At 67.3% G+C, this 17,761-nt stretch carries 18 protein-coding genes and 1 pseudogene; 11 read left to right on the top strand and 8 right to left on the bottom strand.

Annotated elements, in window-relative coordinates:
* The 3 genes and pseudogenes from Q0C57_RS18895 to Q0C57_RS18885 all read right to left on the bottom strand — a co-directional run.
* A pseudogene (locus Q0C57_RS18895) lies at window positions 1–258 on the bottom strand (hypothetical protein); the annotation flags it as partial.
* 299 nt (window positions 259–557) lie between these two features.
* Window positions 558–1,019 (bottom strand): substrate-binding domain-containing protein, encoded by a 462-nt coding sequence (locus Q0C57_RS18890; protein WP_296578799.1) that lies wholly within the window; start codon window positions 1,017–1,019, stop codon window positions 558–560.
* Window positions 1,000–1,251 (bottom strand): hypothetical protein, encoded by a 252-nt coding sequence (locus tag Q0C57_RS18885; protein ID WP_296578797.1) that lies wholly within the window; start codon window positions 1,249–1,251, stop codon window positions 1,000–1,002. The genes Q0C57_RS18890 and Q0C57_RS18885 overlap by 20 nt, the downstream gene beginning before the upstream one ends.
* Before the next feature lie 220 nt (window positions 1,252–1,471).
* Here Q0C57_RS18885 and Q0C57_RS18880 point away from each other — a divergent pair, with 220 nt between their 5' ends.
* From Q0C57_RS18880 to Q0C57_RS18855, 6 genes are all read left to right on the top strand, one after another.
* Window positions 1,472–3,139 carry an ABC transporter substrate-binding protein gene (locus Q0C57_RS18880; RefSeq protein ID WP_296578794.1) on the top strand — a complete coding sequence of 556 codons (1,668 nt, stop codon included), beginning with the start codon at window positions 1,472–1,474 and terminating at the stop codon, window positions 3,137–3,139.
* Window positions 3,140–3,201: 62 nt separating this feature from the next.
* On the top strand, window positions 3,202–4,191 hold the full coding sequence (locus Q0C57_RS18875) for an ABC transporter ATP-binding protein (protein WP_296578791.1): 990 nt from the start codon (window positions 3,202–3,204) through the stop codon (window positions 4,189–4,191).
* The gene (locus Q0C57_RS18870; protein ID WP_296578788.1) at window positions 4,188–5,180 is read left to right on the top strand and encodes an oligopeptide/dipeptide ABC transporter ATP-binding protein; all 993 of its coding nucleotides are present in this window, start codon (window positions 4,188–4,190) and stop codon (window positions 5,178–5,180) included. The genes Q0C57_RS18875 and Q0C57_RS18870 overlap by 4 nt, the downstream gene beginning before the upstream one ends.
* A 2-nt stretch (window positions 5,181–5,182) precedes the next feature.
* Complete coding sequence (locus tag Q0C57_RS18865; protein WP_296578786.1) at window positions 5,183–6,127, top strand: ABC transporter permease; 945 nt, start codon at window positions 5,183–5,185, stop codon at window positions 6,125–6,127.
* Window positions 6,124–7,005, top strand: coding sequence for an ABC transporter permease (locus Q0C57_RS18860; protein ID WP_296578785.1), 882 nt, complete (start codon window positions 6,124–6,126; stop codon window positions 7,003–7,005). The genes Q0C57_RS18865 and Q0C57_RS18860 overlap by 4 nt, the downstream gene beginning before the upstream one ends.
* Before the next feature lie 23 nt (window positions 7,006–7,028).
* Entirely contained in the window at window positions 7,029–7,847 is an 819-nt protein-coding gene (locus tag Q0C57_RS18855; protein ID WP_296578808.1) for a sugar phosphate isomerase/epimerase, read from the top strand.
* Between the two features lie 263 nt (window positions 7,848–8,110).
* Here the strand turns inward: Q0C57_RS18855 and Q0C57_RS18850 are convergent, their stop codons facing one another.
* Together Q0C57_RS18850 and Q0C57_RS18845 are read right to left on the bottom strand one after the other, a co-directional pair.
* Window positions 8,111–9,112, bottom strand: a complete 1,002-nt coding sequence (locus Q0C57_RS18850) for a tripartite tricarboxylate transporter substrate-binding protein (RefSeq protein WP_296578782.1) — start codon at window positions 9,110–9,112, stop codon at window positions 8,111–8,113.
* Window positions 9,113–9,139: 27 nt separating this feature from the next.
* Window positions 9,140–9,934 (bottom strand): GntR family transcriptional regulator, encoded by a 795-nt coding sequence (locus Q0C57_RS18845; RefSeq protein ID WP_296578780.1) that lies wholly within the window; start codon window positions 9,932–9,934, stop codon window positions 9,140–9,142.
* Window positions 9,935–10,005: 71 nt separating this feature from the next.
* Here Q0C57_RS18845 and Q0C57_RS18840 point away from each other — a divergent pair, with 71 nt between their 5' ends.
* The 5 genes from Q0C57_RS18840 (at window position 10,006) to Q0C57_RS18820 (ending at window position 14,614) form a co-directional block, all read left to right on the top strand.
* Window positions 10,006–10,293: a UxaA family hydrolase gene (locus Q0C57_RS18840; RefSeq protein ID WP_296578778.1), complete on the top strand. Its 288-nt coding sequence runs from the start codon at window positions 10,006–10,008 to the stop codon at window positions 10,291–10,293.
* A gap of 142 nt (window positions 10,294–10,435) precedes the next feature.
* Entirely contained in the window at window positions 10,436–11,587 is a 1,152-nt protein-coding gene (locus Q0C57_RS18835) for a UxaA family hydrolase (RefSeq protein ID WP_296578805.1), read from the top strand.
* Window positions 11,588–11,666: 79 nt separating this feature from the next.
* Window positions 11,667–12,698, top strand: a complete 1,032-nt coding sequence (locus Q0C57_RS18830; RefSeq protein WP_296578776.1) for a putative sulfate exporter family transporter — start codon at window positions 11,667–11,669, stop codon at window positions 12,696–12,698.
* A 9-nt stretch (window positions 12,699–12,707) separates the two neighbouring features.
* Window positions 12,708–13,649 carry a hydroxyacid dehydrogenase gene (locus tag Q0C57_RS18825; protein WP_296578775.1) on the top strand — a complete coding sequence of 314 codons (942 nt, stop codon included), beginning with the start codon at window positions 12,708–12,710 and terminating at the stop codon, window positions 13,647–13,649.
* On the top strand, window positions 13,646–14,614 hold the full coding sequence (locus Q0C57_RS18820; RefSeq protein WP_296578773.1) for an Ldh family oxidoreductase: 969 nt from the start codon (window positions 13,646–13,648) through the stop codon (window positions 14,612–14,614). The genes Q0C57_RS18825 and Q0C57_RS18820 overlap by 4 nt, the downstream gene beginning before the upstream one ends.
* A 16-nt stretch (window positions 14,615–14,630) precedes the next feature.
* Here Q0C57_RS18820 and Q0C57_RS18815 read toward each other — a convergent pair whose 3' ends face one another.
* The 3 genes from Q0C57_RS18815 to hisD are packed head-to-tail and all read right to left on the bottom strand — an operon-like array spanning window position 14,631 to window position 17,746.
* Window positions 14,631–15,632 (bottom strand): alcohol dehydrogenase catalytic domain-containing protein, encoded by a 1,002-nt coding sequence (locus tag Q0C57_RS18815; protein ID WP_296578771.1) that lies wholly within the window; start codon window positions 15,630–15,632, stop codon window positions 14,631–14,633.
* Between the two features lie 24 nt (window positions 15,633–15,656).
* Window positions 15,657–16,433 carry an SDR family oxidoreductase gene (locus Q0C57_RS18810; RefSeq protein WP_296578769.1) on the bottom strand — a complete coding sequence of 259 codons (777 nt, stop codon included), beginning with the start codon at window positions 16,431–16,433 and terminating at the stop codon, window positions 15,657–15,659.
* Window positions 16,433–17,746 carry a histidinol dehydrogenase gene (hisD, locus tag Q0C57_RS18805; protein ID WP_296578767.1) on the bottom strand — a complete coding sequence of 438 codons (1,314 nt, stop codon included), beginning with the start codon at window positions 17,744–17,746 and terminating at the stop codon, window positions 16,433–16,435. Before hisD ends, Q0C57_RS18810 begins: the two co-directional genes overlap by 1 nt.
* Window positions 17,747–17,761 lie beyond the last annotated feature (15 nt).

The following is a 17,761-nucleotide window of genomic DNA, read 5'->3' as shown; positions in this document are numbered from 1 at the left end:
CAACTTTGGACGCCGATTGACAAAGCGGGGCCGGCCATAGCCGAAGCCGGAGTGCCCCCCGTAGCGGTGGTCGACATACTGGCGGGACTGGGCATTGGCGATGGCCGAGCCGATCAGCAGACCGCCCACACCGGCCGCGATGCCGATGGCAAGATGGTTGTTGGAGCGACGCGCGTTCTGCGCCTCGGCTTCGCTGACGAGCATCGGGCAGGCGGCAAGACTGGCGGCGAAAGCGGCAATGGCGAGCTTGCGGGTCATGGTGGTCTCCTGTGGGGTTGCTGGCGAACCATTCCGCCCATGTGATGACCCTAGAGCCGCCCCGGCATCGCCGCTGTTCCCACCGGAACAGGCGGAAGGACATTTCGGACCCGCTCACGATCCCATCAAACGCGACAGCGGGGACCCAACGCGCTTGCTTCCAGGACGCCGGCAGCATCGAGACTGGCCGTCGTTGCAGCCTTCAAGACTCCCGCAGCATCCCGGTTGGCGACAGCGGCTCGCCATACGCCCGCAACCCGTCCGTGGAGGGAACTGGCGATCCGTCAAACCTTGCCGGCTCAGATCGGTTTTCCCGGAGCGCTGGCCCTGATACCGGTCGCAGTCTCGATCCGCTTGATCACCGGTGACGGCGAGCGGTCCTTGGACCCCCGCGCGCGCAGCGTCAGGATCAGTTCCGCCGTCATTCGACCGATCGTGCGCGGATCGACCTTGACCGTGGTGATGGCCGGCAAGGCGATAAGCGAGATTTCGAAATCACCGAAGCCCGCCACGGCGATGTCCTCGGGGACACGCACGCCGCGGCGCTTCCGTGCATTGATGACTCCGAAAGCCAGAGGGTCCGACACGCACATGATGAGGTCCGCCCCGGGACAGTCGCGCATGACGACAGCCAGCGCCGCCTCACCATCCGACATCGTCGCTGGTGGCCGGCCGATGGAGCACATCCGCGGATGGTCGACGCCGCGCAGCATGTGGGCTTCGGCGAAGCCGCTCGCCGCTTCAGGTGCCTTCGTCGGCATTCTCGCCGACATAGACGATGTTGCTGGAGCCACGATCCATCAGGGCAAAGGTCAGGTCGCGCATGGCTTCGCGGCTGGAGAACCCGACGACATGCTGGATCGGATCCTCCGGTCGGCCCCAGATCTCGACCACTGGCAGGTCGGTCCGCGCCAGAAGACGGCGCAGGTCGGGCTGGTGCTCGTCATTGGTCAGCGCCAGCGCCTCCGGCTTGCGCGACAGAAACGCGCGCACGAGCGATGATTGCGTGCGGCTGTCTGAGTTGGTGCTGCCGATCAGCGGCTGGATCCGATGGGTTGCAAAGGTCTCGTCGAGCGCCAGGACCGTCTCGCTGAAGTGCGGGTTGTTCGGGGCGCTTCATGCCTGCGATGTCTTCGAACAGTCATCGCACCGCGACCTTACCTTCACATCGCCGTGGCACTCGTGAGCCTCACCCGCCGCTTGGAGGTCCGCCATGCCGTTACGCATACCCGAACTCGCCCGCCGCCTGGTGGTCGCGCTGCCGATCATCGCCGGTTTCGCGGCACCGCTATCGGCCCAGCCTGCCGACACGCGGCCGGTCATCACCATTGCCGTGCAGCAGATCGTGACGTCCGGTGCTCTCGAGCCGCTGCGCGAGCAGTCCAATGTCGGCGCGCGCATCTTCGATTCGATCTTCGAGAACCTGATCGAGGTGGACAAGACCGGCGATCTCAGCCTCAAGCCCGGCCTTGCCGAGAGCTACCGCCGCATCGACCCCCAGACCATCGAATTCACGCTGCGCCGCGGCGTCAAGTTCCACGACGGCCGCGAGATGACGGCCGAGGACGTGGTCTTCACCTTCGGCCGCGAACGCATGTGGGGCACGGGTGAGGCCAATCCGCAGACCAGCGGCCAGCCCACCGCGACGCTGTTCGCACAGGGCGCGCAGGGCGCGACCTCGGTGCCGCGCGAGGCGGTCGCCATCGCCGGCCGGCTGCTGCCCGCCTTCGGCTCGATGGAGGCCGTCGGCCCCTATACCGTGCGCTACACCAACCGCGTGGCGGACCTGACGCTGGAAGGCCGTCTGACCCGCAACGGCACCGAGATCATTTCCCGGGCCGGCTTCCAGGCCGCGGAGAACTGGGGCGCCTGGGCCCGCCGCCCGGTGGGCACCGGTCCCTACCGTGTCAAGGAATTCCGCCCGGACAACATTCTCGTCCTTGAGGCCCATGACGACTACTGGGGCGGTCGCCCGCCGATCCGCGAACTCCGCTTCGTCGTCGTGCCGGAAATCGCCACCCGGGTGAACGGGCTTCTGTCCGGTCAGTTCGATTTCATCACCGACGTTCCGCCCGACCAGTTCCGGGCCATCGAGCGCTCGGCGCGTCACGACGTGATCGGCGGCGCCATCCTCAATCACCGCCTTCTGGTGTTCGATAAGAACCATCCGCGTCTGCAGGATCCCCGCATCCGCCGCGCGCTGACCCATGCCATCGACCGGAACCTGATCGTCGAGGCGCTTTTCCAGGGGAAGACCTCGGTCCCCGCTGGCCTGCAGTGGGAATATTACGGCCCGATGTTCCATTCCGACTGGACCGTGCCGGCCTTCGACCCGGCCCTTGCCCGCCGCCTGCTGCAGGAAGCTGGATATCGCGGTGAAGTCATCCCCTACCGGGTCGCCTCGGGCTACTACACCAACCAGGTCCCGACCGCGCAGGCCCTGCAGCAGATGTGGCAGGCCGTTGGTCTCAACGTGCAGCTCCAGATGGTCGAGAACTGGCAGCAGATTTTCGACCGGTCGAATCCGCAGAACCCGCGCGCCATCCGCGACTGGTCGAACTCGGCCCCCTTCAACGATCCGGTGTCCTCGATCGTCAACCAGCATTGCGAGCGTGGCCAGCAGCAGCAGGCCGGCGAGTGGACCAACGCCGACTTCAACGGGCTGTGCACGGTGCTGGAAACCTCGACCAATGCCGATGAGCGCCGTTCGACGTTCCGCCGGATGATGGAGATCATCGAGCGTGAGGACCCGGGCTATACGGTCCTCCACCGCTCGGTACTCTTCTTCGGCAAGCGCAAGGACATCGAGTGGAAGCCCTCGCCGACCCAGGCGATGGACTTCCGGGCGTCGAACTTCCGCATCGTCCCGGCCACCCGCTGACCCGGCATCGCCTGCCAGCGGCCGCGCCCATTCCGGCGCGGCCGGCATCCGGAGGAGCGTTCATGACCAGCCCACTCGTCGAACTGAAGGACCTGACGGTCGACTTTCCCGTGGGTGGAAACTGGGTCCGGGCGTTGCATGGAGTCTCGCTGACGATCCGCCGCGGCGAGGCCTTGGGCCTCGTCGGCGAATCCGGCTCCGGCAAGAGTGTGACATGGCTTGCCGCCACCAAGCTTCTGCCGGCCAAGGCCAGGATCGCTGGCGAGGTCCTCCTGGACGGCAGGCCGATCCAGGGTCTGACCCGCGATCAGATGGCCGGTGTGCGCGGCAAAAGGGTCGCGCTGATCTTCCAGGACCCGACGTCCTCCCTGAACCCTGTGCACCGTGTCGGCACCCAGATCGCCGAGGCGGTCCGCCTCCATCGCGGATTCGATGCCGCTGCCGCCCGCGCCGAGGCCCGGCGTCTGCTGGACCGCGTTCATATCCCGTCGGCGGCCCGCCGGATCGACGATTATCCGCACGAACTGTCGGGCGGCACCAACCAGCGCGTGATGATCGCGGTGGCGCTGGCCGGCGAGCCTGATCTGCTGGTCGCCGATGAGCCGACGACTGCGCTCGATGTGACCATTCAGGCGCAGATCCTCGATCTGCTTGCCGAGATGCGCCGGGAGACCGGCATGGCGCTCGTGCTGATCTCGCATGATCTCGGCATCGTCGCCGACATCACCGACCGGGTCGCTGTCATGTATGCCGGGCGGATCGTCGAGGAGGCACCTGTCGATGCCCTGTTCGACGATCCTCGCCATCCCTACACGCAGGGACTGCTCGCCGCGCTTCCGGATGTCGGCGGCCCGCGTCGTCGCCTCACCGCCATTCACGGTCAGGTGCCCAATCCTGCGGCGCTGCCGCCCGGGTGTTCCTTCGCGCCGCGTTGCCCGGCCGCGATCGCCGGCTGCGTCACGGCGATCCCCTCGCTCGATGCTGTCGCCGCCGATCGGCGGACCGCCTGCTTCCGCGCCCGCCCTGCGACCTCCTTGGAGATCGCGGCATGAGCGCTCTCCTTGAGGTCGAGGGCCTCGTGAAGCATTACCTTGTCCGCGGCGGTGGCGGGCTTTTCGGTGCCCCCGTCGTCCTCAAGGCGGTCGACGGCGTCTCGTTTTCCATTCCCGCCGGCCGCACGCTTGGCCTCGTCGGGGAATCGGGCTGCGGCAAGTCGACGACAGCCCGCCTCGTGCTCGGGACGCTGGCGCGCGACGACGGGAAGGTGGTGTTCGACGGCGAGCCGGTCGGCGCGGTACGCGATGCCCGGTGGCGCGCGCAGCGTCGCACCATGCAGATGGTCTATCAGGACCCGCTCTCGGCGCTGGATCGCCGCCTGACCGTCGGCAAGCAGGTCATGGAGCCGGCGCTGATCCATGGCCTCGGTACAGCGGCGGAACGCCGTCAGAAGGCGCTGTCCATCATGGATGCGGTGGGCCTCTCGTCGCGCTTCTTCGACCGCTATCCTCATGAGCTTTCCGGCGGCCAGCGCCAGCGGGTGGTGCTCGCCCGAGCCCTTATCCTGTCGCCGAAGCTGCTGGTCTGCGACGAACCGATTTCGGCGCTCGACGTGTCGATCCAGGCCCAGGTGATCAACCTGCTGCTGGACCTGCAGGACCAATTCTCGCTGACCTATCTGTTCATTTCCCACGACCTGAAAGTGGTCCGCCAGGTCGCCCATGAAGTGGCGGTCATGTATCTCGGCCGTATCGTCGAGCGCGGCGACCCGGAGGCCCTGTTTCACGCCCCGGCCCACCCCTATACCCGGGCGCTGGTCGGGGCGATCCCGACCCCTCTGACGCGCGGCCGCGCGCGCGCGTCGCTCCAGGGCGATCCGCCGAGCCCGATCAATACGCCCCCTGGCTGCGCCTTCCACCCGCGCTGCCCGCGCGCCGAAGCCCGCTGTCGCAGCGAGGCCCCGCTGCTGCGCCCTCTCGATGACGGCCGCTTCGCGGCATGCCATTTCCCGGTCCTTTCAACGCCCGCCCGCGAGGCCGCCTGATCATGCTCGGCTATATCGCGTCGCGCGCCTTTCGCGCCCTGGTGACCATTCTCCTCGTGCTCACCTTCGCGTTCTTCATCCTCAACGCCACCGGCGACCCGGCGATCCTGATCCTTTCCGCCGATGCGCCGCCGGAAGCCATCGCCGCCTTCCGCGAGGAATGGGGGCTCAACGCACCGCTCTGGAAGCAATATCTAGGCTATCTCTGGAACCTCGCCCATGGCGAACTCGGCCGGTCGATGCGCGATGGGCGCGATGCCTGGGCTGTGGTCTCAGAACGCATACCTGTCACGCTCGCCATCACGATTCCGGCCCTGATCATCAAACTGGTGATCGGCATTTCGGCGGGAATCATCGCGGCCCTCTGGCGCGACACCTGGATCGACCGTCTGGTCATGGCCTTCTCGGTGACCGGCTACACGGTGCCGAGCTTCGTGCTGGGCCTGGGACTGATGCTTGTCTTCGCCGTCCAGCTGGGCTGGTTGCCGGCGGCCGGTGCGGACAGCTGGCGCCACGCGATCCTGCCGATCGTCACGCTTGGCGTCGCCGGTGCGGCGGTCCTCGCGCGGTTCACCCGGTCGGCCATGCTCGAGGTGCTCGGCCAGCCCTTCATCCGAACCGGACTGGCCAAGGGTCTGGTCTGGCGCGCGGTCGTCATCGGACATGCGTTCCCGAACGCCGCCATTCCGACGCTGACGATCGCCGGCTTCATGATCGGCTCGCTGGTCGCCGGTGCCGTGGTGGTCGAAAGCGTCTTCGCCTGGCCAGGGGTCGGCCGCCTGCTGGTCTCGGCGGTCGGCAACCGCGACCTGATGGTGGTACAGGCGATCCTCTTGCTGGTGACGGTCACCATGGTCTCGGCCAATCTGATCGTCGACATCGTCTACGGCTTCGTCGATCCGCGATTGCGGACCGCACGGGGCGGCCTGGCGCGAGGTGGCACATGAGCGACGCCGCGCTGCCCTCAACCGAAGTCGAGACCAGCGGGCGGCGGCGGTTCTTCCGCGCCTGGCCTCCGGCTGTCCTTCTGGCGCTCGCCTGGATCGCCTGCATCGCGCTCGTTTCGATTTTCGCCGACTGGCTCAAGCCCTACGACTTCATGGCGCTCGACCTGCGAGACCGTCTTGCAGAGCCGGTCTTCATGGGCGGCACGTTCCGCCATCTCCTCGGCTCCGACGAACTCGGCCGTGATGTCCTTTCACGGCTGATCGAGTCGGTCCGCATGAGCCTCGTCATTGCCTTCCTCTCGACGTTGATCGCGGCTGCCATCGGGGTCAGCCTCGGCTTTCTGGCCGCCCATTTCCGTGGCTGGATCGAACAGGTCATCCTTGGGGCCATCGATTTCATGGCGGCGATCCCGTTTCTCATCATCGCCCTGGCGGTCCTGGCCTTTTTCGGCAACACATTGACGCTCTTCATCCTTCTGATGGGGATGCACGGATGGGAACGGATCGCCCGCATCACGCGTGGCCTTGCCATTGCCGCCAAGGAACAGGGATATGCTGCCGCGGCGAGCGAGATCGGCGCGTCGCCCTTCCGCGTCTATGGTGCCCATATCCTTCCCAACATCGCCTCGACCCTTATCGTCGCCATGACGCTCAACATTCCCGAGGTCATACTGCTCGAGTCCGGCCTGTCGTTCCTCGGCCTCGGCGTTCAGCCGCCCCTTACCTCGCTCGGCAACATGGTCGGCTATGGCCGCGAGTACATCCAGACGGCCCCCTGGATCCTGCTGTCGCCGGCCGTCGTCATCATCCTCACAACGCTCGCAGTCTCCGTGGTCGGTGACTGGCTGCGCGACCGTCTCGACCCGACCCTTCGCTGATCCGGATCACACCCATCATGACATTGTCGAACCTGCCGACCCTCGGTGCTGCCATCGCCCACGAGAATCTCGGCCTTCACCGCGACTGGCTGATCGAACGCCAGCGTGACCTCGAGTTGCAGGCCTTCTTCAAGCCGGAGGCATTGGATGGCGACTTTTCCGACGTCATCGCGGCGACGAAAAAGACGCTCGACGGCCATACTGGCCGGCTCGGCATCCACGGACCGTTCTGGGGCTTCTCGATCGCGAGCCATGATCCGGCAGTCCGCCGCGTCGTCACCGACCGCTTCCTGACGGCTCTCGCCGTCTGCGAAAAGCTTCGTGCGACCCAGATGGTGATCCACTCGCCGGCGACGACCTGGGGATTCAACAACCTGCAGGTCTTCCCGGACGAGGCCGCGAAGCTGATCGAACGCACGCACCTGACGCTCGGCTCGGTGGTGAAGCGGGCCGAGGACCTGGGCGTCACGCTGGTCATCGAAAACATCGAAGACAAGAACCCCATGGACCGCGTCCGGCTGGCGGAGAGCTTTTCCTCGCCCAACGTCAAGGTGTCGCTCGATACCGGCCACGCCCATTATGCCCATGTCTCCACCGGCGGGCCGCCGGTCGATGTCCATGTGATCGCCGCCGGCAACCTGCTGGAACATGTCCATATCCAGGATGCCGACGGTTTCGCTGACCGCCACTGGCTCCCCGGTGAAGGCACGATCAACTGGATCGCCGTCTTCCGCGCGCTCGGCCGGCTCACGTCCAATCCCCGCCTGGTGCTCGAAGTCCGCGACCAGACCAACCTGCAGAAGGGCGCAAGGCATCTGGTGGAGATGGGACTGGCCGTCTGAGAGGCCTGCCGCGCGGACACTGTGAGCCGGCTCATCGAGGCCCATGGGACAAGCGAAAGGCGAGCCATCGGGACAAGGGCCCCGATGATCGTCCAGATGCGTGTGAATGAGCGCCGGTCGCTTGATCCCGGTGCCAACCCGCGGACCGTCAGACTCCGGTCCCGGGTGCTATCCATCATGGCGGATCGCACCCGCCTGTGTCCGGCCCTGATGCCGGACAAGCCGTGGCGGATGTGACGCCCGCGCGCGAACTCGGCTGGTCGTCAATTCGCCGCGCCGGCGACCACCCCAGCGGCACGCAGGGTCGCCGCCCACTTGGCGATCTCAGCGTCGAAGGCGGCCTTGTGGGCTTCACGCGTGCGCTGAGCGGCCGGGAAGCTGCTCGTGCCGAAGGACGCGAAGCGCTCGTTGATCGCCGGGTCGGCCACCGCCGCCCGCAGCGCGGCGGACAGCTTCTCGACGGCTTCCGCCGGCGTGCCGCGCGGCGCGTAGAGACCGTGCCAGATCGTCATGTCGATCGCGGTTCCGGTCTCGCGCGTGGTCGGGACGTTCGGAATGATCGCAAGGCGTTCCGCCGAGGTGACGGCAAGCCCGCGGATGCGGTTGCCCTGGATCTGGGGAATGGCCGAGGTCGACTGGTCGCAGAGCGCGTCGATCTGGCCGCCGACGAGGTCGTTCATGGCCGGGCCGGTGCCCCGATAGGCGATGAGCGTGGGCTTGGCGCCGCTCGCCTGGCCGATCAGCAGCGCACAGAGATGGGAATTGGAACCGACGCCGGCATGGGCCATGGTCAGCCGGTCGCCCTGGGCGCGGGCATAGGCGAAGAAGTCCGACGCCGTCTTGGGCTCGAGAGCCAGTTTGGTCGCAAGGACCATCGGGCCGGTATTGATCATGCCGAGCGGCTCAAAGGCCGCAGCGGTGTCATAGCGCAGGTTGTTGTAAAGCGCGGGCGCTGCCTTCAGGGCCAGATGGTGGATGAGAACGGTGTATCCGTCCGCCGGGGAAAGCGCCACGCGCGTGGCGCCGGTCGTGCCGCCGGCACCGGCCGTGTTCTCCACCACGACGCTCTGGCCCAGCGTGCGGCCCATATGCTCGGCAAGCAGACGCGCGATGACGTCGCTCGGACCGCCGGCGGCGAAGGGCACGACCAGGGAGATCGTCCGGGCCGGAAAGGATTGCGCCTCAGCGGTCCGGGTCAGGCCGGCGACGCAAAGAGCCGCGAGGGCGAGTTTGGCGACGAGCGTCGCTCTGGGGAACATGGTCATGGGCAGTTTCCTCCTGTGATGTCTGGTTCAAGTTCCGGCCGCTTTGTGCGGTCCTTTGGGCGCGTCATTGACAAGGTAATGCGCGGAGTCGGTCAGGCATAGGCTCACGCGCCATTCTACGGCGCGGCCATCGAGCGCGGTGGCCAGCCTTTCGACGCGCAGCGCAGGATGGCCGTCCGGCCGATCAAGACGGGCGGCGTCCTCGCCGGCGAGGGTCACCGCCTTCAGCCGCTCGGTCGTATGGGCGATCGTGATCCCGTAATGTGCGGCATAATGCGCATAGAGACTGTTCGGCACCGGCGACTGCGTGAGCCCCGGGAACAGCCTGTCGGGCAGCGACAGGGTCTCCAGAATGACGGGCGAACGCCCAAGCGAGCGGACGCGGCCGATGCGGGCGACCTTCGCGCCGGAGGGAAGCACCAGCGCGTCGCGCTCGTCCTTGCGCGCGGCATGAACACCTTGCGACAGCACCTCGCTGTCAGGGAAACGGGCGATGCCGTCATCGGGAACAAGACGAAAGAACTGGAACAGGATGCGCGCTTCGTCATGTTCGGCGACATAGGTGCCGCGTCCCTGGCGACGGACCAGCACATTCTCGGCGGCCAGTTCGTCCAGCGCCTTGCGCACAGTCCCCTGGCTCACGCCGAGTTCGGCGGCGAGGCCCTGCTCGCTCGGCAGCGCGGTGCCCGTCGCCCAGCGCCCGTCGACCATGCGGCGCACGAACTCCTCTTTCACCTGACGATAAAGCGGCCGGAAGCCGAAATCGGTCGGCGGGGCAGCCTTGCGCGACAGCGGCGACGAAGAGGCATTGTCATCTATCATATAACTTATATAAGACATTCCCGAGCGGCCGTCGAGAACGGCGGTCAGACATGCGTTCCGGGAGGGATTTGATGAGCAAGCCGCACCTGCTCGTGCATGAGACGGCGGATAATGTCGGCGTGGTCGTGGTCGAAGGCCTGAAGGCCGGCACGAAAATGCTGTGCGTGGTCACCCACGACAATTCGTCCTTCGAACTCACCGCCAAAGCCGACGTGCCGATCGGCCACAAGGTGGCGCTGAAGGACCTCAAGGCCGGCGACACGGCCATCAAATACGGCCAGGACATCGGCAAGATCATCGGCCCGGCCGCCAAGGGCGACTACGTCCACGTCCACAATCTCAAGACCAAGCGCTGGTGAGGAGAGATCCGTCATGACGATCGTCGCCAATTTCGACCTCAACCGGAACCGGCTCGCCCAGATCAAGGGCCGGAAGATCGATGTGCCCGCCTTCAAGGCGCCCAAACCCAAACGCCGTACCACGGCCGCCGCCTCCTCCTTCATGGGATGGCGGCGCGAGAACGGGCGCGTTGGGGTCCGCAACCACGTGGTGATCCTGCCGCTCGACGACCTGTCGAACGCGGCCTGTGAAGCCGTCGCCAACAACGTCAAGGGCACGCTCGCCCTGCCCCACGCCTATGGCCGCCTGCAGTTCGGCGAAGACCTCGACCTGCATTTCCGCACCCTGATCGGCATCGGCTCGAACCCGAATGTCGCTGCGGTGGTGGTGATCGGGATCGAGGACGGCTGGACCAAGATCATCGTCGATGGCATTGCCAAGACCGGCAAGCCGGTCGTCGGCTTCGGGATCGAGGGTGTCGGCGACATCGGCACGATCGCCAAGGCGTCCTATGTCGCCAAGGAATTCGTGCAATGGGCGTCAGAGCTTCAGCGCGAGAAATGCGACATTGCCGAGCTCTGGGTCTCGACCAAATGCGGCGAAAGCGACACGACCACGGGGCTGTCCTCCTGCCCGACCGTCGGCAACATGTATGACAAGCTTCTGCCGAAGGGCATCTATGGCGTGTTCGGCGAAACCTCCGAGATCACCGGTGCGGAACATCTGTGCAAGGCGCGCGCGGCCACCCCGGAGGTCGGCGAGCGCTGGTACAAGATGTGGAAGGCCTATCAGGACGACGTGATCGAGCAGTTCAAGACCTCCGATCTCTCCGACTCGCAGCCGACCAAGGGCAATATCAAGGGCGGACTGTCGACCATCGAGGAGAAGGCGCTCGGCAATCTCGAGAAAATCGGTCGCAACTCGACCTATATCGACATCCTGCAGCCGGCAGAGGCACCGGCCAGGGGGCCCGGGCTCTATTTCATGGACACGTCCTCGGCCGCTGCCGAATGCGTGACCCTGATGGCCGCCGGCGGTTACGTGGTGCACACGTTCCCCACGGGACAGGGCAACGTCATCGGCAACCCGATCGTGCCCGTCATCAAGATCACCGGCAATCCGCAGACCATGCGGACCATGCCCGAACATATCGATGTCGACGTGTCGGGGATCCTGCGCCGCGACATGACGATCCCCGAGGCGGGCGATGCGCTGATCGCCAACATCGTGCGCACCGCCAATGGGCGGCTGACGGCGGCGGAAGCGCTTGGCCACCGCGAGTTCGTGATGACCAAGCTCTACCGCTCGGCGTGACCGCGACAGCGGTCGCCCTGCGGACCAAGCGCAGGGGGGGCCCGGCCGGGGCCGGTGCCATATCGCCCAGGATGGGCGCATGAGCATCCTCTCGCCCCTGGTCCCGGGCCTCGCCCTCGCCGGCCTTGTTGCGCTGGCGGCGGCGCTCGCTGAGCCAGCGCTCGCCGTCCTGTCCGGCGGGCGGCTGGCCCTGCCGGCCATGGTGATCGCATTGATCATCGGCGTCGCGCTGAACGGGATCGCCAGCCGGGCCACGTTCCAGCCCGGCCTGACCTTCTGCGTGAAGAAGCTGCTGCGCTGGGCGATCGGTCTCCTCGGCCTGCGTATCGCTCTCGGTGACATCGCCGGCCTCGGTCTCGGCGTTGCCCTCCTCGTCATCCTGTCCATGGCCACGACCATCATCCTGGCCATGGCGCTGGCCCGCCTCATGGGCCGGGAGGCCGGTTATGGCGCCCTTGCGGGTGCCGCCAATGCCGTCTGTGGGGCGTCCGCGACTCTGGCGACCGCGACCGTGGTGCCGAACTCGCCAAACAAGAGTGCGGATGTCGCCTTCGCGGTCGTGATGGCGAATGTCCTCTCCACCGTCGTGATGCTGGCCTATCCCCCGCTCTGCGCCGCGCTGGGGTTCGACGCGCGCACGACGGGAATCATGCTGGGCGCGACGATCCACGACATGGCGCAGGTGGTGGGCGCCGGCTATGCGGTGTCCGAGGCCACCGGCGACACGGCCGTGATCGTCAAGCTGTTCCGCGTCTTTCTGCTTCTGCCGGTCGTCGTCGGCATCGGCTGGTGGTTCACCCGGCAAGGGGAGGCGACCGGGAGCGCCAAGGTTCCAGCCCCCGTTTTCGCCTTCGTCTTCATCGCTCTCTGTGGCTTCAACACATGGATGAGCGCCCAGCCCGCCCTGGCCGCGAGCCTCGCCTATGCCCCGATCCGCTCAGCACTGATCCAGGCCTCGGGCCTCGGACTCCTCGTCGCGATCGCGGCACTGGGGCTTGGTACCTCCTTCGCCGCGCTGCGCGCCATCGGATGGCGCCATGGCGCGGTGTTCGTCGGGGCGACCCTCTGGATCCTCCTCGTCGTCGTCACTGGTCTCACACTCCTCGGCTGAGAACGCGCCATGCCCGATATTGTCATCAGCGAATTCATGGATGAGGCGGCGATCACCGGGGGGCTGGCCGGCTTCGACGTTCACTACGACCCCACGCTGGTCGACCGTCCGGAAGCGCTCCTCGCTTTGCTGGCGGAAGCGCGCGGGCTGATCGTGCGCAACCGGACGCAGGTGCGCCCGGAACTGCTGGCAGCTGCGCCGCGGTTGAAGGCGATCGGACGGCTGGGCGTCGGGCTCGACAATATCGACGTTGAAGCCTGCGCCGGCCGGGGCATCGCGGTGTTTCCCGCTACGGGAGCGAATGACGCCTCGGTTGCCGAATATGTCATCTCCGCCGCCCTGATGCTGCTCCGCCGCGCCTGGTTCGCAACCGACCGGGTCAGCGCCGGCCAGTGGCCGCGCACCGACCTGATGGGCCGTGAACTGATGGGCAAGAGCCTCGGCCTGCTCGGATTCGGGGCGATCGCCCGCGAGACGGCCCGCCGGGCCGTGCCTTTCGGCGTCACGATCCTCGCCCATGACCCGTTCCTTGGCGCGGATGATCCGGCCTTCCGGTCGCTTGGCGTCCAACCGGTCGCGTTCGACGATCTCCTGCGGCTCAGCGATGTGCTCAGCCTGCATGTCCCTCTGACCGCCGCAACGCGGGACTGCATCGGGGCCACGGAGCTCGCCGCCATGAAACCCGACGCGATCCTGATCAACGCCGCCAGGGGCGGTGTCGTCGACGAAGCAGCGCTCGTCGCGGCGCTGAAGGCCGGAACGATCGGCGGAGCGGCGCTCGATGTCTTCGCTGTCGAGCCCCTGAAGGCAGACAAGGCGGAGATCTTTGTCGGCTGCCCCAACCTGATCCTCACCCCGCATATCGCCGGGGTGACGGCTGAATCGAACACGCGCGTCTCATGGGTGACTGTCGAAGCCGTCCGTCGCGCCCTGGAAGGAGTTCCTGCATGAGCCGCACCTTGTCGATCGCCGACGGTATCGCCCATGTCGCAGGCAGGTTCGAAGCCGAAGGCGCAAGCGCCGGGAACGCGCTCTCGGTCGCGCGCGCGCTCGTCCGCGCCGAGGCCGACGGCCTCAAGGGGCACGGGCTGTCCCGCGTGCCGACCTATCTGACCATGCTCCGCGCGGGCAAGATCGATGGCCGCGCGACACCCGCCGCGTCGCATCCCCGTCCGGGCGTTCTGGCGGTGGATGCCAGGGATGGTTTCGCCTATCCGGCGATCGATCTGGTGATCGCCGAGCTCCCGGCGGTCGCCCGCGCGCAGGGGATCGCCTGCGCACCGATCAGCAACTCCAACCATTGCGGCGCCGCGGGTCTCCATGTCGAAGCTCTGGCGGAACAGGGTCTCGTGGCCCTGATGTTCGCCAACACACCCGGTGCGATCGCGCCCTGGGGCGGATCAAAGGCGGTGTTCGGCACCAACCCCCTCGCCTTTGCCGCGCCGCTCAAGGGCCGCGAACCCGTCGTCATCGACATGGCGATGTCGAAGGTGGCACGTGGACCGATCGCCGCCGCGCATCAGAAGGGCGAAACCATCCCGGAAGGCTGGGCGCTTGATGCCGACGGGCGGCCGACCACCGATGCGGCGGCTGCGCTCGCGGGCACGATGACGCCGATGGGCGATGCCAAGGGGGCGACCCTGGCGCTGATGATCGAGATCCTCGCCGCGGCGCTGGTCGGCGCGCATCTCGCGGCGGAGGCCTCATCCTTCCTGGACGGGGAGGGCGGACCCCCGCGCACCGGGCAACTGGTCATCGTCATCGATCCCGCCGCCATGGGCGGGGATCATCTCGCCGAGCGCCTGTCGAGGCTTGCCGGCATGATCGAGGCGCAGGCCGGCGCGCGTCTGCCTGGCCAGCGGCGGCTCGGCTTGCGCCGGAAGGCCGAGGCCGAGGGGCTGACCGCGGCCTGGTGAGGGTCACAGGCGGCGGTCAGGCGCCGCAGCGCAGGATGATCTTGGCGGCCGGGGTCGCACCGGCGTCGATATCCGCGAAAGCTCCCGGTCCCCCGGCGAGCGGCCGCTCCTCGAACCAGCGCAGCGTGCCCAGCGACCGGGCGGCGAGGGCTGCAACCGTCTGGGCGAAATCGGTCGGCGTGTAGCAATAGGTCCCTGTCAGCGTGACCTCCTGAAGCGTGATCTTGCGCAGGTCGAGCCCGTCGGTGCCCGGCAGAAGCCCGGCATGGACGATGACCCCGCCGGGGCGGACCATGGCCGAGGCGGCGGCGCGGGTGGCATCGGCCCCAACGGCGTCGATGACGAGGTCGACGCTGTTGTCGGCCGGGTCGGTGGCGCCACCCGGCGCATAGACATCGAAACCCTCGTGCTCGCCGATGGTGCGGCGGCGCAGGGGATTGGGTTCGCCGAGGCTGATCCGCCGGGCGCCGAAAAGCCGTGCGACCAGGGCGGATGCCAGCCCGATCGCGCCGCCGCCAAGCACGACGGTGCGGCAGGCGGCCAGGGGCTGATGCAGCCGCTCGACGCCGAGCCGCACCGCATGCCAGGCCACCGCAATCGGCTCCGCCAGGGCGGCCATCTCGATCGGCAGGTCGTCGGGAATGGCGACGACATTGCGCTCCGGGATGGTCACGAGTTCGGCGAATGCGCCGGCACGCGGCGGCATGGAGATGATCTGCCGCGAGGGCGAGAGGTGCCAGCGTCCCTCGATCGCATAGGGGCAGCTCGGATCGACCACCAGCGGGTTGATGGTCACGCGCTGGCCATCCCAGGGGCCGCCGACGATGCGGCCCGCCGCTTCGTGGCCGAGGATAAGCGGCGGCGGGCGGCGGCTGTCATGGCCATGATAGGCATGCATGTCGGAGCCGCAGATGCCGACCGCCTCGACCCGGACGAGAACCTCGCCCGGGTTCGGGACGGGATCGGGCTCGTCGCGATGGACGAGGCGGTTGGGACCGAGATAGACGAGGGCCTTCATGCGAATCGGATCCTGTGTTCGCCTTCACTTGGCAGTGAAGCCGCCATCGACGGCGAGGGTCTGGCCGGTGACATAGAGCGACGCGTCCGAGGCGAGGAACACGCTGGCGCCGTACAGGTCTTCCAGGCGCCCGTTGCGGCCGATTGCCGTCTGGTCGGCATTGCGGGCGGCCCGCACGGGATCGGCGAAGACCGGTTCTGTCAGTGGCGTCGGAAAGAAGCCGGGCGCTATGGCGTTGCAGGTCACGCCGCGGCGGGACCATTCCTCGGCGATGGCGCGGGTGAGCTGGACGACCCCTCCTTTCGCCGCGCCGTAAGGGGCGCTGTTGGGGAAGGCGCGCGTACTCTGCAGCGATGCGATGTTGAGGACGCGTCCCCATCCGCGCGCCGCCATGAAGGGACACAGAGACTGGACCAGAAGGAAGGGCGCGCGCAGATGCAGCGCCATGTGCAGGTCGAAGCTCTCGGCCGTCACCGCGCCGAAGGGTTGACGCAGGTTCACGCCGGCGGCGTTGACGAGGATGTCGATCGGGTTCCGCTCCGGTGCGAGCTTTGCCAACAGCGGCGGGATGAAATCCGGCGCCGCCAGGTCGGCGACGACGACCGATGCGGTGATCCCGTCATCGCTCCGCAGCCGGGCTGCAGCCGCCTCCAGGTCCGCGCTGCGCCGCGCCAGCAGAATGACGCTCGCTCCGGCGAGGCCGAGCGCGCGGGCGATGGCGAGGCCGATGCCGCTATTGCCGCCGGTGACGAGGGCGGTGCGGCCAGTGAGATCGAAGAGCGGGGCGAGCGCGAAGGCCATCACACCTCCACCGGCGCGCCAAGGTCGACATTGGCGCCCGGCGCATATTTCGCCATGCGCACGTCGCTCGTGCGCGCATGGGCCTCCATGCCCTCGAGGCGCGAGATGCGGGCGGAGACCGGTGCCGCAGTGCGGCAGGCCTCGCGGGTCATCTTTTGCCAGGTGAGGGGCTTCAGGAACTTGTGCGCCGACAGACCCGCCGAGTAGCGCGCGGCGAATTTCGTCGGGAGGATGTGGTTGGGACCGGAGACCTTGTCGCCGAAGGCGACGTTGGTTTCCTCTCCGAGGAACAGCGACCCGTAATTGGTCAGGTTCTCGTGCCACCAGGCGAGATCGGCGCAATGCACTTCGAGGTGCTCGCAGGCGTATTCGTCGGACACGCGGACCATCTCCTCGCGCGTGTCGCAAAGGACGATCTCGCCATAGTCCCGCCACGCCGCGCCGGCCGCATCGCGCGCGGTCGGTGGCAGCGTCCCGATCAGGTCCGGGATGAGGCGCGCCACCTCGTCAGCCACCTGGCGCGACGATGTGATCAGCCAGGCCGGGCTTTCGTGTCCGTGCTCCGCTTGCCCGACCAGGTCGGTCGCGACGATCAAGGGATCGGCGGTCTCATCGGCGATCACCGCCACCTCGGAAGGGCCGGCGAAGACATCGATGCCGACCTTGCCGAACAGCATCCGCTTGGCTTCAGCCACATATTTGTTGCCGGGGCCGACGATGATATCCGCCTTGCGGCCGGTGAAGAGGCCGAAGGTCATGGCAGCGATGGCCTGGACGCCGCCGAGGCACAGGATGATGTCGGCGCCGGCGACCTGCATGGCGTGCAGCACATGCGGGTGAATGCCCTCGCCGCGATAGGGCGCGGAACAGGCCACCACAGTTTGGACGCCCGAAGCCTTGGCGGTCGCGACCGACATATAGGCCGACGCGATATGGGCATAGCGGCCGGTCGGGACATAGCAGCCGGCCGTGTTGACGGGCACGAGCTTCTGCCCGAGCGTCAGGCCCGGCGAGATTTCGATCGCGAAATCGGTGACCGAAGCGCGCTGCGCTTCGGCGAAACGACGGACCTGCCCGGCCGCGAAGGCAATGTCGTCCTTGATCGCTTGCGGGATGCCGCGTGTGCGCTCGGCAATCGCCTCCGGGCTCATGACAATGTCGCCGGCCCATTTGTCCAGCGACAAGGCATAGTCACGGACGGCGGTTTCGCCGCCCCTTTCGATGGTCGCGAGCATCTCGGTGACGACCGAGCGGGCGTTGTCCGTTTCGGATTCCGGCGTCTTGGCCGCTTTCTTCAAGAAGGTGGTCGCCATCGATCGTCTTCCATG

The sequence above is a fragment of the Phreatobacter sp. genome, from assembly GCF_022843985.1.
Taxonomy (GTDB): Bacteria; Pseudomonadota; Alphaproteobacteria; order Rhizobiales; family Phreatobacteraceae; genus Phreatobacter.
Note: the sequence above shows the minus strand (reverse complement) of the source record. Positions and strands in the feature narration are given on the sequence as shown.

What these genes read in the sequence shown, in the direction of transcription:
- Q0C57_RS18890 (WP_296578799.1), bottom strand. Translation starts at nt 1,019, where the DNA reads ATGCCGACGAAGGCACCTGAAGCGGCGAGCGGCTTCGCCGAAGCCCAC.
- Q0C57_RS18880 (WP_296578794.1), top strand. Translation starts at nt 1,472, where the DNA reads ATGCCGTTACGCATACCCGAACTCGCCCGCCGCCTGGTGGTCGCGCTG.
- Q0C57_RS18875 (WP_296578791.1), top strand. Translation starts at nt 3,202, where the DNA reads ATGACCAGCCCACTCGTCGAACTGAAGGACCTGACGGTCGACTTTCCC.
- Q0C57_RS18870 (WP_296578788.1), top strand. Translation starts at nt 4,188, where the DNA reads ATGAGCGCTCTCCTTGAGGTCGAGGGCCTCGTGAAGCATTACCTTGTC.
- Q0C57_RS18865 (WP_296578786.1), top strand. Translation starts at nt 5,183, where the DNA reads ATGCTCGGCTATATCGCGTCGCGCGCCTTTCGCGCCCTGGTGACCATT.
- Q0C57_RS18860 (WP_296578785.1), top strand. Translation starts at nt 6,124, where the DNA reads ATGAGCGACGCCGCGCTGCCCTCAACCGAAGTCGAGACCAGCGGGCGG.
- Q0C57_RS18850 (WP_296578782.1), bottom strand. Translation starts at nt 9,112, where the DNA reads ATGACCATGTTCCCCAGAGCGACGCTCGTCGCCAAACTCGCCCTCGCG.
- Q0C57_RS18845 (WP_296578780.1), bottom strand. Translation starts at nt 9,934, where the DNA reads ATGATAGATGACAATGCCTCTTCGTCGCCGCTGTCGCGCAAGGCTGCC.
- Q0C57_RS18840 (WP_296578778.1), top strand. Translation starts at nt 10,006, where the DNA reads ATGAGCAAGCCGCACCTGCTCGTGCATGAGACGGCGGATAATGTCGGC.
- Q0C57_RS18835 (WP_296578805.1), top strand. Translation starts at nt 10,436, where the DNA reads ATGGGATGGCGGCGCGAGAACGGGCGCGTTGGGGTCCGCAACCACGTG.
- Q0C57_RS18830 (WP_296578776.1), top strand. Translation starts at nt 11,667, where the DNA reads ATGAGCATCCTCTCGCCCCTGGTCCCGGGCCTCGCCCTCGCCGGCCTT.
- Q0C57_RS18825 (WP_296578775.1), top strand. Translation starts at nt 12,708, where the DNA reads ATGCCCGATATTGTCATCAGCGAATTCATGGATGAGGCGGCGATCACC.
- Q0C57_RS18820 (WP_296578773.1), top strand. Translation starts at nt 13,646, where the DNA reads ATGAGCCGCACCTTGTCGATCGCCGACGGTATCGCCCATGTCGCAGGC.
- Q0C57_RS18815 (WP_296578771.1), bottom strand. Translation starts at nt 15,632, where the DNA reads ATGAAGGCCCTCGTCTATCTCGGTCCCAACCGCCTCGTCCATCGCGAC.
- Q0C57_RS18810 (WP_296578769.1), bottom strand. Translation starts at nt 16,433, where the DNA reads ATGGCCTTCGCGCTCGCCCCGCTCTTCGATCTCACTGGCCGCACCGCC.
- hisD (WP_296578767.1), bottom strand. Translation starts at nt 17,746, where the DNA reads ATGGCGACCACCTTCTTGAAGAAAGCGGCCAAGACGCCGGAATCCGAA.